The organism is Polaromonas sp. (assembly GCF_030689685.1).
In the GTDB taxonomy this organism is placed as follows: domain Bacteria; phylum Pseudomonadota; class Gammaproteobacteria; order Burkholderiales; family Burkholderiaceae_C; genus Polaromonas.
On record NZ_JAUYEY010000067.1, the window covers coordinates 26,515 to 41,826 of the forward strand.

At 62.0% G+C, this 15,312-nt stretch carries 16 protein-coding genes; 10 read left to right on the forward strand and 6 right to left on the reverse strand.

Features of this window, described 5'->3' with window-relative positions; genetic code table 11:
* The first annotated feature begins 2 nt into the window (after nt 1-2).
* From ribH to tolA, 7 genes are all read left to right on the forward strand, one after another.
* Nucleotides 3-467 carry a 6,7-dimethyl-8-ribityllumazine synthase gene (gene ribH / locus Q8O29_RS15585; RefSeq protein WP_305564395.1) on the forward strand — a complete coding sequence of 155 codons (465 nt, stop codon included), beginning with the start codon at nt 3-5 and terminating at the stop codon, nt 465-467.
* Nucleotides 468-494: 27 nt separating this feature from the next.
* Nucleotides 495-1,013: a transcription antitermination factor NusB gene (nusB, locus tag Q8O29_RS15590; RefSeq protein WP_305564397.1), complete on the forward strand. Its 519-nt coding sequence runs from the start codon at nt 495-497 to the stop codon at nt 1,011-1,013.
* A gap of 17 nt (nt 1,014-1,030) precedes the next feature.
* The gene (locus Q8O29_RS15595; RefSeq protein ID WP_305564464.1) at nt 1,031-2,227 is read left to right on the forward strand and encodes a pyridoxal phosphate-dependent aminotransferase; all 1,197 of its coding nucleotides are present in this window, start codon (nt 1,031-1,033) and stop codon (nt 2,225-2,227) included.
* On the forward strand, nt 2,220-2,645 hold the full coding sequence (ybgC, locus tag Q8O29_RS15600) for a tol-pal system-associated acyl-CoA thioesterase (RefSeq protein WP_305564399.1): 426 nt from the start codon (nt 2,220-2,222) through the stop codon (nt 2,643-2,645). Before Q8O29_RS15595 ends, ybgC begins: the two co-directional genes overlap by 8 nt.
* On the forward strand, nt 2,642-3,334 hold the full coding sequence (tolQ, locus tag Q8O29_RS15605; protein ID WP_305564401.1) for a protein TolQ: 693 nt from the start codon (nt 2,642-2,644) through the stop codon (nt 3,332-3,334). Before ybgC ends, tolQ begins: the two co-directional genes overlap by 4 nt.
* A gap of 108 nt (nt 3,335-3,442) precedes the next feature.
* On the forward strand, nt 3,443-3,874 hold the full coding sequence (locus Q8O29_RS15610) for an ExbD/TolR family protein (protein WP_305564403.1): 432 nt from the start codon (nt 3,443-3,445) through the stop codon (nt 3,872-3,874).
* A 19-nt stretch (nt 3,875-3,893) separates the two neighbouring features.
* Nucleotides 3,894-4,802 (forward strand): cell envelope integrity protein TolA, encoded by a 909-nt coding sequence (tolA, locus tag Q8O29_RS15615; RefSeq protein ID WP_305564405.1) that lies wholly within the window; start codon nt 3,894-3,896, stop codon nt 4,800-4,802.
* Nucleotides 4,803-4,879: 77 nt separating this feature from the next.
* On the opposite strand, the gene dnaE is transcribed toward tolA, so the two are convergent.
* On the reverse strand, nt 4,880-8,386 hold the full coding sequence (gene dnaE, locus Q8O29_RS15620; protein WP_305564407.1) for a DNA polymerase III subunit alpha: 3,507 nt from the start codon (nt 8,384-8,386) through the stop codon (nt 4,880-4,882).
* A gap of 402 nt (nt 8,387-8,788) precedes the next feature.
* On the opposite strand from dnaE, the gene Q8O29_RS15625 reads away from it, so the two are divergent.
* The gene (locus Q8O29_RS15625; protein WP_371134255.1) at nt 8,789-9,571 is read left to right on the forward strand and encodes a sulfurtransferase; all 783 of its coding nucleotides are present in this window, start codon (nt 8,789-8,791) and stop codon (nt 9,569-9,571) included.
* Between the two features lie 27 nt (nt 9,572-9,598).
* Nucleotides 9,599-10,903 (forward strand): ergothioneine biosynthesis protein EgtB, encoded by a 1,305-nt coding sequence (gene egtB, locus Q8O29_RS15630; RefSeq protein ID WP_305564409.1) that lies wholly within the window; start codon nt 9,599-9,601, stop codon nt 10,901-10,903.
* Nucleotides 10,904-10,906: 3 nt separating this feature from the next.
* Here egtB and Q8O29_RS15635 read toward each other — a convergent pair whose 3' ends face one another.
* From Q8O29_RS15635 to Q8O29_RS15655, 5 genes are all read right to left on the reverse strand, one after another.
* Nucleotides 10,907-11,791 (reverse strand): pirin family protein, encoded by an 885-nt coding sequence (locus Q8O29_RS15635; RefSeq protein ID WP_305564411.1) that lies wholly within the window; start codon nt 11,789-11,791, stop codon nt 10,907-10,909.
* Nucleotides 11,788-12,093, reverse strand: a complete 306-nt coding sequence (locus tag Q8O29_RS15640; RefSeq protein WP_305564413.1) for an OsmC family protein — start codon at nt 12,091-12,093, stop codon at nt 11,788-11,790. Before Q8O29_RS15640 ends, Q8O29_RS15635 begins: the two co-directional genes overlap by 4 nt.
* A gap of 47 nt (nt 12,094-12,140) precedes the next feature.
* A complete protein-coding gene (locus tag Q8O29_RS15645) occupies nt 12,141-12,695 on the reverse strand; it encodes a flavodoxin family protein (RefSeq protein ID WP_305564415.1) in 555 nt (184 codons plus the stop codon).
* A gap of 76 nt (nt 12,696-12,771) precedes the next feature.
* Nucleotides 12,772-13,179 (reverse strand): DoxX family protein, encoded by a 408-nt coding sequence (locus Q8O29_RS15650; protein WP_305564417.1) that lies wholly within the window; start codon nt 13,177-13,179, stop codon nt 12,772-12,774.
* A gap of 241 nt (nt 13,180-13,420) precedes the next feature.
* A complete protein-coding gene (locus tag Q8O29_RS15655) occupies nt 13,421-14,125 on the reverse strand; it encodes a pirin family protein (protein ID WP_305564419.1) in 705 nt (234 codons plus the stop codon).
* A 234-nt stretch (nt 14,126-14,359) separates the two neighbouring features.
* Between Q8O29_RS15655 and Q8O29_RS15660 the strand changes: the two genes are divergently transcribed.
* Nucleotides 14,360-15,307 carry a LysR family transcriptional regulator gene (locus Q8O29_RS15660; protein ID WP_305564421.1) on the forward strand — a complete coding sequence of 316 codons (948 nt, stop codon included), beginning with the start codon at nt 14,360-14,362 and terminating at the stop codon, nt 15,305-15,307.
* The last annotated feature ends 5 nt before the right edge of the window (nt 15,308-15,312 follow it).

A 15,312-nucleotide genomic window follows, 5' to 3' on the forward strand; every position in this document is an offset into this window, starting at 1 on the left:
ACGTGTTTGGTGCAGACAAGGGAAAAGCTGACAAGCTCGACGGCAAAAAACTGGCCATCGGCATTGTGCAGGCGCGCTTCAATGAAGGCATCACCAACGCCCTGGCACAAGCCTGCTGGCAAGAGCTTCTGGCCCTGGGTGTCGAGGAGAAAAACATCACCCACGTCAAGGTGCCTGGCGCACTGGAGGTGCCAACGGCGCTGCAGGCCCTGGCCGAACGCGACCAGTACGATGCGCTGATCGCGCTGGGCTGCATCATCCGCGGCGAAACCTATCATTTCGAGCTGGTTGCCAATGAAAGCGGCGCCTCGGTCAGCCGCCTGGCGCTGGACTACCAGTTGCCTATCGCGAACGCCATCCTGACCGTTGAAAACGTGGCGCAGGCCGAAGCCCGCCAAACCGACAAAGGCCGAGACGCGGCGCGTGTAGCGGTCGAGATGGCCAATCTGCTCAATGAACTGGCGTGATGCCTACCCCCCCCACACAAGAGCGCCATGACTGAAAAGACCTCCAGCAAATCCAAGCGCCCGCCACAAACCCGCACTGGCCTGACCGACACCGGCGTGAAAAAAGCGGCCGACAAATCAGGCCGCACCCGCGCGCGCGAATTTGCGCTGCAGGCGCTGTACCAGCACCTGGTGGGGCGTAACGAAGCGGCGGCTATTGACGCCTTCACCCGCGACCTGGTCGGCTTTCACAAGGCGGACTCCGCGCACTACGACGCCTTGCTGCACGGCTGCATCAGCGAAGCGGCTGCACTCGACGACAGCTTCATGCCGCTGCTGGATCGCAAGATGGCTGAGATCTCGCCGGTCGAACACGCGGTGCTGTGGATTGGCGCCTATGAATTCAAGCACTGCCTGGACGTGCCTTACCGCGTTGTCATCAACGAGTGCATTGAACTGGCCAAGGCTTTTGGCGGTACCGACGGCCACAAATACGTCAACGGCGTGCTGCACAAGCTGGCGCCCAGCTTTCGGGCAGCCGAAGTGGCTGCCGACAAAAAAGCATGATACGCAGCATGACGCCCCTGCGGATCGCCCGGCGCGCCCAGCGCATTGAGCCTTTTTACGTGATGGAAGTCGCCAAGGCGGCGGCCAGCCTGGCCAGGGAGGTCGCGCACACGTCCCGGCCCATGATCTTCCTCAACATTGGCGAGCCGGACTTCACCGCGCCGCCGCTGGTCCAGCAGGCCGCAGCACGCGCCATCCACGATGGCAACACGCAGTACACCCAGGCCACCGGCCTGCAGAGCCTGCGTGAGCGTATCAGCAGTTGGTACGCTACACGGTTTCAGGCAGATGTGGCGCCGTCCCGCATCATCGTCACCGCCGGCGCATCGGCGGCGCTGCAACTGGCCTGCCTGGCGCTGATCGAGGCCGGCGACGACATCCTGATGCCGGACCCGAGTTACCCCTGCAACCGGCATTTTGTCAGCGCCGCCGAAGGCAATGCGGTGCTGGTGCCGACCACAGTCGATGAACGCTTCCAGCTCAGCAGCGCCAAGGTGCAGGCGGCGTGGACCGACCACACGCGCGGTGTCCTGCTGGCTTCGCCCTCGAATCCCACGGGCACCTCGATTGCCCCGGATGAACTGCGTCGCATCCACGAATTTGTGCACAGCCGCGGCGGCATCACGCTGGTCGACGAAATCTACCTGGGCCTGAGTTACGAAGAAGACTTCGGTCACACCGCACTGGCCATGGGGGATGGCTTGGGCCAAAGCATCATCAGCATCAACAGCTTCAGCAAGTACTTCAACATGACCGGCTGGCGCCTGGGCTGGTTGGTGGTGCCCGAAGAGCTCGCGCCGGTGATCGAGCGTATTGCGCAAAACCTGTTCATCTGCCCCAGTACGGTGGCGCAGCACGCGGCGCTGGCCTGCTTCGAGCCCGAGAGCCTGGCCGAATACGAGCGGCGCCGCGCCGAGTTCCGGGCCAGGCGCGACTACTTTATTCCCGAGTTGAATCGCCTTGGCCTGACGGTACCGGTGACGCCGGACGGGGCGTTTTATGCCTACGCTGACTGCACGGATGCCGCGAAACGGCTGGGTGTGTCAGGCAGTTGGGACTTCGCTTTCGAACTGATGAAGCGCGCGCACCTGGCCGTGACACCGGGCCGTGACTTCGGAACCATGGCGCCCGAGCGCTACATCCGCTTTTCCACAGCCAGTTCGATGGCACAACTGAAAGAAGCTGTCGCACGATTGGAGGCGGTGCTTGCTTAAGCCGGCCGCCTTCCAGTGGCCGCTGCGCGTGTACTGGGAAGACACCGATGCCGGCGGCATCGTGTTTTACGCCAACTACCTGAAATTTTTTGAACGCTCGCGTACCGAATGGCTCAGATCACTGGGGATTGAACAACAGGCACTGCGCGAGCGTACCGGCGGCATGTTTGTGGTGACGGAAACCAATGTGCATTATCACCGGCCCGCGCGTCTTGACGACGAACTGATTGTTACCGCCAGCCTGATCGAAAAAGGCCGCGCGTCCTTGATAATCGGTCAAAGTGCGCTATTAAAATCAGAGCACGCACAGGTGCTGTTGTGTGAAGACACGATACGCATTGGCTGGGTTGACGCCGCTGTTCTGAAACCTGCAAGAATTCCTGCTCACCTCCTCGACCGTCTGGAAACCACAACATGAATCAGGATTTATCCATCGTCAACCTCCTCCTCAACGCCAGCTGGGTGGTCCAGGGCGTGGTGGCTTTGTTGGTCGGCGTGTCGATTGCAAGCTGGGCAGCGATCTTCCGCAAGATCATCTCACTCAAGCGCGTGCAGTCGCTCAACGACGAATTTGACCGCGAGTTCTGGTCCGGCACCAGCCTGAACGACCTGTACGCTGCGGCTACGCAAAACGCCAAAAGCAGCGGCCCCATGGAACGCATTTTTGCCAGCGGTATGCGCGAGTTCCAGAAGCTGCGTGAGCGCCGCATGGCCGACCCCAGCACCCTGCTGGACGGCGCCCGCCGCGCCATGCGCGCCAGTTACCAGCGCGAGGTCGATGCGGTCGAGTCCAACCTTTCTTTTCTGGCAACGGTTGGCTCGGTCTCTCCTTATGTCGGCCTGTTCGGCACGGTCTGGGGCATCATGCACGCCTTCACCGGCCTGGCGGCTCTGGAGCAGGTCACGCTGGCTGCCGTGGCGCCCGGCATCGCTGAAGCGCTGGTGGCCACCGCCATTGGCCTGTTTGCGGCCATTCCGGCGGTGGTGGCCTACAACCGCTTTGCCCACGACATCGACCGCGTCGCCAACAAGCTGGAGACCTTCATCGAGGAGTTCTCCAACATCCTGCAGCGCAATCTGGGTGCGACCTCCCCCTCCGGCCACTAAGATGTGGACCCCCACGCTTTTCACTTCGTGTAATACGCTGCCCCCCGAGGGGGCTTGCCTTGCTTGGGGCGGCCCGGCGCTGCGGCCGCTCTAGGAGAGGAGACACACATGCCAGCAGTCAACTCCCGCGGCCGGGGCCGCCGCACCATCAGCGAGATCAACATGGTGCCCTTTATCGACGTGATGCTGGTGCTGCTCATCATCTTCATGGTGACGGCGCCGCTGATCACGCCCAGCATGATTGCGCTGCCCAAGGTTGGCAAGGCGCCAGGCCAGCCGCCCAGGCCGATCCAGATCGAAATCAGCAAGGACGAAGTCATCCAGATCAGGTCGGAAGGCCAGTCGGTGCCCGCACGCCTGACTGAGGTCGGCGCAGCCGTCAAGCGGCTGCAGCCGTCGGTTCCGGCCGGCGAGCAGATCACACCGGTGGTGATCAGCGCCGACAAATCCATCAAGTACGAAACCGTGGTCAAGGTCATGGACGCGCTGCAAAAAGCCGGCGTGGCCCGCGTCGGCCTGTCGGTGCAAACCGGCAACTGACCCGGAGCTCCCCCCATCAATGCCCAGCCCCGCCGACCGCCTCGACCTTGCGCCGCAACGCGATCCCGGTGCGCTGCGGTCCTTCGGCCTGGCCTTGCTCGTCCATGCGCTGCTGATAGGCGCGCTGACCTGGGGCATCAACTGGAAGCGCAGCGACCCCGACCTGTCATTTGAAGCCGAACTGTGGTCCAGCGTGCCCCAGGAGGCCGCACCGAAACTGGTGGAAGCTCCGCCCCCACCACCGCCCCCTCCTCCCCCGCCGCCCGAGCCCGTGGTCAAGGCGCCGCCACCGCCACCCGCGCCGGATGTGGACATCGCGCTTGAGCGCGAGAAAAAACGCAAGCTTGAGCTCAAGAAAAAAGAAGAGGAACTGGCCCAGGCCAAGGCCGAGCAGGACAAGCTGAAAGAGCTTCAGGCCAAAAAGGAAAAAGAGCAGAAGGCGAAAGAAGAGCTGGCCAAACGCAAGGCTGAGGAAGCGAAGAAACTCGAAGCCAAAAAAGCCGAGGACAAGAAGCAGGACACGAAAGACGCGGAAAAGCAGAAGCTCGCAGACGCCGCAGCAAAAAGAACGCGTGATGAAGCCATGAAACGCATGAGGGAACTGGCTGGCTCCACGGGAGGGGCTGACGCCAAAGGCACGGCGCTGGCCTCCAGCGGCCCCTCGGCCAGCTACGGCGGCAAAGTACGCGCCAAGGTCAAGCCCAACATCGTGTTCACCGAAGACCTCTCCGGTAATCCGACGGCCGAGGTCGAGGTGCGTACCGCGCTTGACGGCTCCATCATCAGCCAGCGGCTGATCAAGTCCAGTGGCAACAAAGCCTGGGACGATGCCGTGATCAAGGCCATCATTCGCACCGAGACCATGCCGAAAGACGTGGATGGCCGGGTGCCGACGCCGATGGTGTTGCAATTCAAGCCCAAGGAGTAAGCTCGGGTCGCAACGATACTATTTGCTATCAATAAAGTAGCTGCTCTCGCCCAACTGGTATGGGCTAGAGCCCGATTTCATTCATAAACTATTTTAGCCAGCCCCTGGTCGGCCTGGGCCATCCAGCTTGCCAGCGCCGCATCGGTCGGGAAAAACTTCGCGGCATCACCGAGTTGCAACTCGGCGACGACGCTGCTGCGCTTGAGGCTCAGGCGCACCGGCAATCCGCGGCTGACTTCACCCTGCTCCGACATTTCCTTGCGCGGCGGAAAGTCCCGCACGATGCGCTGCACGTCCGGCGCACTGCCGTTGACCGCCACGCGCAGGTATTTGCCGAAGCGGCAACGCGCCGACTCCAGGCTCCAGACCTGCGTCACCTTGAAGCGTCGGCCAAAACGCTCAGATGCAGGCTGAAGCGTGCCCTGCACAATCACCAGCTCATCGTCCTTGAGCAGGTTGCGGTTGGCGTTGAAGGTGGCCTCGTCCACCGAAGCTTCCAGCGTGTCGGTCTTGTCGTCGAGCTTGAAAATGATCAGCTTGCCGCGGTTACCGTTGATCACCCGCAGATCGCTGACGATGGCTGCCAGCAGGGTCTGATCGCGCGAGTCAATCAAATCGTCGATCGTGCGTTTGACGAACTGCCGCACCTCGGTTTCCACTTCATCAAACAGATGCCCGGAAAGATAAAAACCGATGGCGGTTTTCTCCTGCACCAGGCGCGCCTTCACGCCGAAAGGCACGGCCTCGACCAGTGGCGGCTCCTGTGTGCTCGCTGCGTGCGAATCCATGTCGAACAAGCCACCCTGATCGACATTGGCTTCGGCCTGGGCGGCAAATTCAAACGCCCGGTCCACCGAAGCCAGCAGTGATGCGCGGTTCAGCTGCAGGTTGTCGAAAGCACCGGCCTTGATCAGTGCTTCGACCGTGCGTTTGTTCATTTTGGTTTTGTCGACGCGCAAACAGAAGTCGAACAGGGAGGTGAAAGCACCACCCTCTTCGCGCGCCGCCACGATGGCGGCAATCGCCTGCTGGCCGGTGCCCTTGACCGCGCCCAGGCCGTAACGGATGCTGGTGTTGCTGATCGGCTCGAAGCGGTAGTGGCCACGGTTGACGTCGGGCGACTCGAAGCTGATGCCCATCTTCTGCGCATCGCCGAAAAGAATCCTGAGCTTGTCGGTGTCACCTATTTCCACCGTCATGTTGGCGCAGAAAAATTCGGCCGTGTAATGCCACTTCAGCCAGGCGGTGTGATAAGCCAGCAGCGCGTAGGCGGCCGAGTGCGACTTGTTGAAGCCGTAGCCGGCGAACTTCTCCATCAGGTCAAAAACCTCGTCGGCCTTCTCCTGCGACAGGCCGTTGAGACCGGCACCCTTGCGGAAAATCTCCCGCTGCGAGGCCATCTCTTTCTCGTCCTTCTTGCCCATCGCGCGGCGCAGCATGTCGGCGCCACCCAAGGAATAGCCACCCAGGATCTGCGCGGTCTGCATCACCTGCTCCTGGTAGACCATGATGCCGTAGGTCTCCTCCAGGATGGGCTTGACGCGCGGGTCCGGGTACTCGGGTGTTTCCTTGCCCTGCTTGCGGGCGATGTAGGTCGGGATCAGGTCCATCGGACCCGGCCGGTACAGCGCGTTCATCGCAATCAGGTCTTCCAGACGGTTCGGCCTGGCGTCGCGCAACATGCGCTGCATGCCGATACTTTCAAACTGAAAAACGGCTTCAGTCTTGCCTTCCGCAAACAGCGCATAGACCTTGGGGTCGTCCAGCGGCAGGTTCTCGAATTTGAAGTCCTTTTGCACCGGATGCCGCTGGACGATGAAGTCTTTTGCCAGCTCGAGGATGGTCAGCGTAGCCAGCCCCAAAAAGTCGAACTTGACCAGGCCAATCGCCTCGACGTCGTTTTTGTCAAACTGGCTCACCGCAGAGCTGCTGCCGGGTTGCAGGTACAGGGGGCAGAAGTCGGTGAGCTTGCCCGGTGCAATCAGCACGCCGCCCGCATGCATGCCGACGTTTCGCGTCAGGCCTTCGAGCTTGCGCGCCAGCTCAAGCAGGGTGCGGACGTCTTCTTCCTTGGCTTCGCGCTCGGCCAGCAGCGGTTCAGCCTCCAGCGCGTAGACCATCTTGTCGTTTTTCTTGCGGTCGGCAGGCACCAGTTGCAGGGTCACGGCCTGGCCGGGCTTGTTCGGCACCAGCTTGGAGATGCCATCGCAAAAGCCGTAGGAAAAGTCGAGCACACGGCCCACATCGCGAATCGCGGCGCGTGCGGCCATGGTTCCGAAGGTCACGATCTGGCTGACCGCCGCATGCCCGTACTTGTCTTTCACATAGTCGATCACACGGTCGCGGTTGGTCTGGCAGAAATCAATATCGAAATCGGGCATGGACACCCGCTCCGGATTGAGGAAACGCTCGAACAGCAGGTTGTACTGCAGCGGGTCCAGATCGGTGATCTTCAGCGAATACGCCACCAGTGAACCGGCGCCGGAGCCGCGTCCCGGCCCGACCGGGCAGCCGTTGTTCTTGGCCCAGTTGATGAAGTCGCCGACGATCAGGAAATAACCCGGGAACCCCATCTTGAGGATAGTGTTGATCTCGAACTCCAGCCGCTCCACATATTGCGGCCGCTTTTCATTGCGGATCGCCTCATTGGGGTACAGATGCCTCAGCCGCTCTTCCAGCCCCTCAAACGAGGTATGACGAAAATATTCGTCTGGCGGCATGCGCACGCCATTGACCTCCGGGGTCGGGTATTCAGGCAGCATGGCCTTGCCGAGTTCGAGCTTGAGGTTGCAGCGTTTGGCGATCTCCAGCGTGTTGTCCAGCGCCGAAGGCAGGTCGGCAAACAACTCGGCCATCTGCGCCGAGGACTTGAAATACTGCTCGCGCGTGAACTTGCGCACGCGCCGCGCATTGCCCAGGATCTCACCGCCGGCGATACAGACGCGGGCTTCGTGAGCTTCGTAGTCTTCGTAGCCCAGAAACTGCACCGGGTGCGTGGCCACCACCGGCAGCTTGAGCCGGGCAGCGAGTTGCACCGCCGCCACCACGTGCTGCTCATCGTCAACCCGCTGGGCGCGCTGCAGCTCGATGTAAAAGCGGTGCGGGAACAGTCCCGCAAAATACAGCGCACATTCAAGTGCACGCGGGCCATCGCCCTGCAGCAGCGCCTGCCCCACTGCTCCGCCTTGCGCGCCCGACAGCGCAACCAGGCCCTCGCCAAGCTCCTGCAGCCATTCCAGGCTGATGACGGCCTGGTCGCGCACCACGCCACGGGTCCAGGCGCGTGTCAGCAGCTCCGACAGATTGAGGTAGCCCTGGCGGTTCTGCACCAGCAGCAGCAGCCGCGCCGGTGGCGCCGTGGCATCCTTGCCGGGCACCTGTACCCACACGTCCGCGCCTATCAGCGGCTTGACGCCGGCGCTGCGGCTTTCCTTATAAAACTTTACCGTGCCGAACAGGTTGCCCAGGTCGGTGATGGCCAGCGCCGGCTGGCCGTCGGCGGCTGCGGCCTGCACGATTTCATCGATGCGGTTGGTGCCGTCAACGACGGAAAACTCGGTGTGAAGACGTAAATGGACAAACATGGCTTCATTCTAGGAGCTTGGGCGGCAGAAGGCGTCGAAGCGAAAAGTGGCCCCGACGAGGACAGTTTTTGCCGGGTTTGCAGCCTAATAGCCGTAGCTATGGGGCAAAAAGCCGGTGAAAAATGGACCGTCGCGGCCGCTTTGCAGCCGACGTTCCTTCTGCCGCCCAGGCTCCTAGGGGCGATGTTGCCCCCACGGTCGTTCACTGCGTGTAACTCCCGAGGCCTTGCAGGCCGCGGCTTGCGAGACGCTTCGCCTCTGTCGCCTGTCCAAAGCTGCGCAGGCAGCTTTGGAGCCGCAGACTCCAGCCCCTCAGGGGCCGCTGCGTCTGCTTGAAAAAACCGGTATCCCTGATCGCTGTCCTCCGTTCGTCCTGAGCCTCCTCCTACAATGATCCGCATCATGCAGATTCTGAACATTGCTGCCTACAAATTCATCACACTGGACGGCCTGCCGGCGCTGCAGGGCGCGCTGCGTGATGCCGCGCAAAGCCGCGCACTGCGCGGCACGGTGCTGCTGGCCGAGGAAGGCATCAACCTTTTTCTGGCCGGTGGCAGCAGCGATATTCATGATTTTTTGGCGTGGCTGCGCTTGGATGCCCGCTTCCAGGACCTCAAGGTCAAGGAAAGCTGGTCGACGGCGCAGCCGTTTCGCAAGCTGCTGGTCAAAATCAAGCCCGAGATCATCCGCATGGACCACCCGGCCATCCGGCCAGCGGCTGGCCGCGCGCCATCGGTGGACGCGAAGACCCTGAAGCGCTGGCTGGACACCGGACAGGACGACAACGGCCGGCCTGTGGTGACCCTGGACACGCGCAATGATTTTGAAGCCGATGTCGGCAGCTTCAGAAACGCACTGGACTGGCGCATCAGCAAATTCACCGAATTCCCGCAGGCCCTGCTGGACCATCGCCATGAGCTGCAAGGCAAGACCGTGGTGAGTTTTTGCACCGGCGGGATACGCTGCGAAAAAGCCGCGATCTTCATGCGCGAAGCCGGTGTAGAGAATGTGTTCCAGCTCGATGGCGGGATCCTGAAATATTTCGAGGATAAGGGGCATGCACACTTCGACGGCGAGTGTTTTGTTTTCGATGAACGCCGCGCCGTGGATGCGGCACTGGCGCCCAGGATCGATGTCGGCGCCTTGTCTGACATCCGCCCGGTACAAACCGTGAAATGCTGGTAGTTCAATTGACTCCCACCCGTGGACGCCATGCTTTCACACAAACTGCCGGCAGATGCCACGCTGTCCGGTCTGGCCCGGTGCTTTAGGCAGATACGCGGACAGACGCTCGCACTGACCGCACCGCTGAGCGCCGAAGATTGCCAGTTGCAGTCCATGCCGGATGCCAGTCCCGCCAAATGGCATCTGGCCCACCTGACCTGGTTTTTTGAGACCTTCATCCTCGAGCGCTTCGAGCCGGACTTCAAACCCTTTGACGCGGCTTTCCGGGTGCTGTTCAACAGCTATTACAACGGCATCGGCGATAAATACCCGCGCCCGCAGCGCGGGCTGATCAGCCGCCCGACGTTGGAGCAGGTGCTGGACTATCGGGCGGAAGTAGATGAACGAATCCTCGCCCTGCTGGCCCGGTATCCGCATGATGCGGAGCTGGGAGCGCTGCTCACGCTGGGCCTGCACCACGAGCAGCAGCATCAGGAGTTGTTGCTGACCGATATCAAACACGCGCTGTCCTTCAACCCGGCACGGCCGGCGTATGCGCGCCAATGGCCGCTGGCCGGCATCAGCCCGCAGCCGCTGCGCTGGATAGCCTTTGAAGGCGGATTGCTGGAGCATGGTTTTCAGGAGTCGCTGGACGGCACCTTTGCTTTCGACAATGAAACGCCGCGCCACAAGGTTTATACAGCGCCCTTTGAAATCGGCAGCAAGCTGGTCACCAACGGCGAAATGATGGCCTTCATTGAAGGCGGCGGCTACCACCGGTCCGAGTTGTGGCTGTCTATGGGCTGGGACTGGGTACAGGCCACGCGTGCAGCCATGCCGATGTACTGGCAGGCGCGCGCCGACGGTGGCGGTTACCAGAACTTCACGCTGCAGGGCGGGGTGCAGGTGGACGCGCACACCCCGGTGTGCCACCTCAGCTATTTTGAAGCCGACGCTTACGCGCGTTGGGCCGGTGCGCGGCTGCCGACCGAATTTGAATGGGAACTGGCGGCACGCAGCGTGCCAGCCCAGCAGATGGCACAGGGCAACTTTGTCGAGGGCGCCGCCTACCACCCGATCCCGCTGCAGCAGCAAAGCCCCGGCAGCCCGGCGCAGATGTTCGGCGATGTCTGGGAGTGGACGCAGTCCAACTACAACCCCTACCCCGGCTACAAACCCTGGGAAGGCCTGGTCGGCGAGTACAACGGCAAGTTCATGTGCAATCAGTTTGTGCTGCGCGGCGGCTCCTGTGCAACGCCGCAAAGCCACATCCGCGCCAGTTATCGCAATTTTTTTCCGCCCGACGCGCAGTGGCAGTTCAGCGGTCTGCGCCTGGCGCGCGATATCGCCTGAGCCTCACTCCGCGATAAAACGTCGCTCAGGCAGCGGAATTAGCTCCGTGTCACCTGGCACCTGACCCATGGTCTGAGCCTCCCAGTCGCGCGAAGCCTGCACAATGCGCTCCCTGCGGCTGGACACAAAATTCCACCACATGAAGCGGTGACCGTCGAGTGCATCGCCACCTACCACCATCAGGCGCGTGGCCTGACCGGCCAGCAAGGTCACCGCAGCACCGGGCGCCAGCACCGCCAACCTGTGGGCAGGCAGGTTTTCTCCATCGATCTCGATGTCACCGTTCACCGCGTACACCGCCAGTTCCTGCGCCAGGGGCGGCAACTCGAACGCGACGCCGGCGGCCAGTTGCACATCCAGATAAACCGTGGGCGCAAAGGTCCTGACCGGCGACTTCTTGCCAAAGGCCTCGCCGATCAGCACACGCACCTGTGTGCCTCCCCGCACCACCGACGGAATAGATTCAGCCGGCGCATGTTCGAAGTCGGGCGCCACCTCTTCAAACTCGCGCGGCAGCGCGGCCCAGAGCTGGATGCCGTGGTTGACATACGCGGTGGCTTTCAAGTCCTGGGGCCTGCGCTCGGAATGCACAATGCCGCAGCCCGCCGTCATCCAGTTGATCGCGCCGGGTGCAATGCGCCGTTCGAAACCCAGGCTATCGCGGTGCATGATGGCACCGTCGAACAGATAGGTCACGGTGGCCAGGCCGATGTGCGGGTGCGGGCGCACATCATGCGAGCCGCCCGGAGCAAGGGTGACGGGACCGAAGTGGTCGAAAAACAGAAAGGGGTCGACCGACTGGCGCTGCTCATCGGGCAGCAGGCGACGCACCTTGAACCCGCCACCGAGGTCCTTGTCGTGCCCGCCGAGTGTCATCAGCACACTCATGACAGCCGCTGCACCTGCGTGTCAGTCTCTGTGGGGACGGTAACCATGAGTTTGTGCACCGGGCATTTGCTCGCCCCGGCCTCCAGTTCCTGCAACTGGGCATCGCTGAGCGCGCCGCGAATCTGCAGGGTCACTGCCAACTTGTAAATTCCGCTGCGCTCTCCAGAAACGTCGTCATGCGGGCTGGGACCGGCGTCGTCGCCGCCCTCCTTCAGACTGGCATCGGTGATCGGTGAATGGCGATTGATCGCGACAGCTTGTGCAAGCTCGTGGGTTTTGTCGCGCTTGAGTTCAACAGACATAAGGCCTCCTTGAACGCGTGGACAACTCTGGATGGGCGGGGTGTCGCTCAGGACTTGAAACGTACGCTGACCTCGGCCACACGCTGGCCGAAAGCGCGCGCGGACGCCAGGTCGCCGGGCGGCATGTCGCCGGCGCCTACATCTGCCGGAGCCTGGCCGATGGCACCGCTGTAGGAGCCGAGGTAATTCGGGTCGTTGCGCTGCGACGCCTTGCTGTTGCTGGGCATCACGCCCTGGCTGATCCAGAGGCCGCCATGTTGCATGGCCAGCGTGAACAGGTAGTTCAGCGTCGAGGATTTGTCGCCATTCATGGCCGCGCTGTGGGTGAAACCGGCGAACAGTTTGTCCTTCCAGCCCTGGGTGTACCAGACCTTGGAGGACGCGTCGGCGAACTTCTTGAACTGCCAGCTCACACTGCCCATGTAGGTGGGGGAGCCCATGACGATGGCCTCGGCCGCAGCCAGGGCGTCCCAGCCGCCTTCCGGCAAATTGCCATCGGCATCGATGGCCAGCAGGTCAGCGCCCGCGCCATCGGCCACCGCCTGCGCCATGCGCTGGGTATGGCCGTAGCCGGAATGGTAAAGCACCACGACTGTTGTCATTGTTTCTCCTTGGCTGAATCAAAAACACAGACCAACTCAAAGGCTGGCCTGCTCGGGAGGCAACAGCCCGCGCTACTCAGCCTTTGCGGCCATCAACACTCCACGCGCCTGGACCCCAGGCAACAATGGTCAGCAGGCCGCCAACGATGGCGATGTTTTTGAAGAACTGTTGCTGCTGAATCATGACCTGCTCGGGCGGCATCGCCCAGTACTGGTGGAAGATGAAGGTGATCACCGCGGTAAAGAGAGCAATGCCGAGCGCCGCCCAGCGCGTCTGCCAGCCCACCAGCAGCAGCAAACCCAGGCCCAGTTCAACCGCGATGGCAATGGCTGCACACACCTCGGGAAACGGCACACCCTGGGAAGCGATGTAGCCCACGGTACGGTCAAAGCCGCCGATTTTTCCGAAACCGAACGGGATGAACAGCAAGGCAATCAGTGCACGTCCGATCAGTGAGAACGGGTTTTGAAGTGAGTTAAGCATGGTGAATATCCTCGGTTAAAAATGATTGAAAAGAAAAAGTGTTGACCCCGGCAGCCGGGGTACGCAAGTCAGTATGCAGCAGGGTGATGAAAGTTGCCTCCTCAGTGTCATGCCGGCCTGCCTCAGCGTGCGCGTTTCATGAAACCATGACAGTCGATACGCTCAAATCCCTCACCCCGACCCTCTCCCAGAGGGCGAGGGTGAGATCGGTCCCATTCACTGCCGTGTGATTGGTAAAAGATCAATGGGGTGCCAGATCGAAAACCAGCACCTCGGCCGCTTTGCCACCGGACAGTTGCAGGCGGCTCTCGCCCTCTAGCATCGCTGCATCACCGGTGTGCAGTAGCTCGCCATTGACCTCAAGCTCGCCGCGCACCAGATGCACATAGGTTTTCCGCGAGGCATCAAGCCGCAGGTCGGCAGCCTCTGCGCCGTCAAACAGGCCGGCATACAGCTGAGCATCGGCATGTACCGTTACCGAACCCTGCGCACCATCGCCAGAGGCCACTAGCCGGAGCTGCCCGCGCTTGTCGCTGTCAGAAAAGCTCTTTTGCTCGTAGCTCGGCGGTATGCCCGTGACATTGGGCTCTATCCATATTTGCAGAAAATGCGTGGTCTGCCCCACGGCGTGATTGAACTCGCTGTGCTGCACACCGGTACCGGCACTCATGCGCTGCACGTCGCCGGGCGGGATGCCCTTGACGTTGCCCAGGCTGTCCTGATGCGCCAGCTCACCGCTGAGCACATAACTGATGATTTCCATGTCGCGGTGGCCATGGGTGCCGAAGCCCCGGCCCGCAGCAATGCGGTCCTCATTGATCACGCGCAGATTCCCGAAGCCCATGTGCGCAGGGTCGTAATAGCCGGCAAACGAGAAGGAATGAAACGACTTGAGCCAGCCATGGTCGGCATAACCGCGTTCGCTGGAACGGCGTTGGGTGATCATGAATGGCGCCTTTCGAGCGGATCTGTGAATAGCTCCAATGTAGGGGCAGCCAGCAGTCTGGCCGTTGCGCCGGTTTGATGGCATCATTCAAATTATTTGAATTCCAGTGTTGCTCTTTTCCAAATACACGACAATGAATGGGACCGCTCTCCCCCTCGCCCTTTGGGAGAGGGTTGGGGTGAGGAATTGAGCGTTCCGACTGTCATAAGCGTTTGAAACGCTCATCAGGCAACAATGATCCGAAACCGCGTGCGCGATGCCTTGACCCCGGAAACCCTGGGCCTGATTGAAGCCGTGCACCGCTCCGGCAGCATGGCAGCGGCCGCACGCGAGCTCGGCGTGGTGCCCAGCGCCCTGACCTACCGGATCCGCCAGGTGGAAGATGCGCTGGACGTCCTGCTGTTTGACCGCTCCTCGCGGCAGGCAAAGTTGACCGAAGCCGGCAAGGAACTGCTGCGCGAGGGCAGCCGCCTGCTGCTGGAGCTTGATGCGGTGGCCAATCGAGTGAAGCGGGTGTCCACCGGCTGGGAGCCCTCGCTGACGCTGGCGGTGGACAGCGTGATCTCGCGCACCACGGTGATGGAGCTGTGTGAGGCTTTTTTCGCGCTGAACCCGCCTACCCGGCTGCGACTGCGCGAAGAGGCCTTGTCCGGCACGCTGGAAGCGCTGACTTCCGGTCAGGCCGACCTGGCCATTGGGGTGGCGATTGAGTCCGGCGTGCACAAATCGGTGCAGAGCAACCCACTGGGCAACATCCACTTCATTTACGCGGTGGCGCCGCATCATCCGCTGGCGCTGGCCGCCGAGCCCGTGACCGACGCGATGCTGATGCCGCACCGCGCCGTTGCGGTGGCCGACACGGTGCAGCGCGGCATAGGCGTCACTGTCGGCCTGCTGGGCGGACAGGACATTTTCACCGTGCCCGGCATGCAGGAAAAACTGGCCGCTCAACTGCGTGGCCTGGGCGGCGGCTTTTTGCCCGAGTACCTGGCGCGGCCACACATCGCCACCGGCCGGCTGGTGGAAAAGCGCGTGCAGCGGACTGCGTGCGTGATGCCGATTAGTTACGCCTGGCGCCGCAGCGAAAGCGGCCAGGAGGGGCGCGCCCTGCAATGGTGGCTGCAGCAGTTGGCCCGCCCAGCCACACGCAAGGCGCTGCTGGAGCGCGACCCCAGTCTGTAAAAACC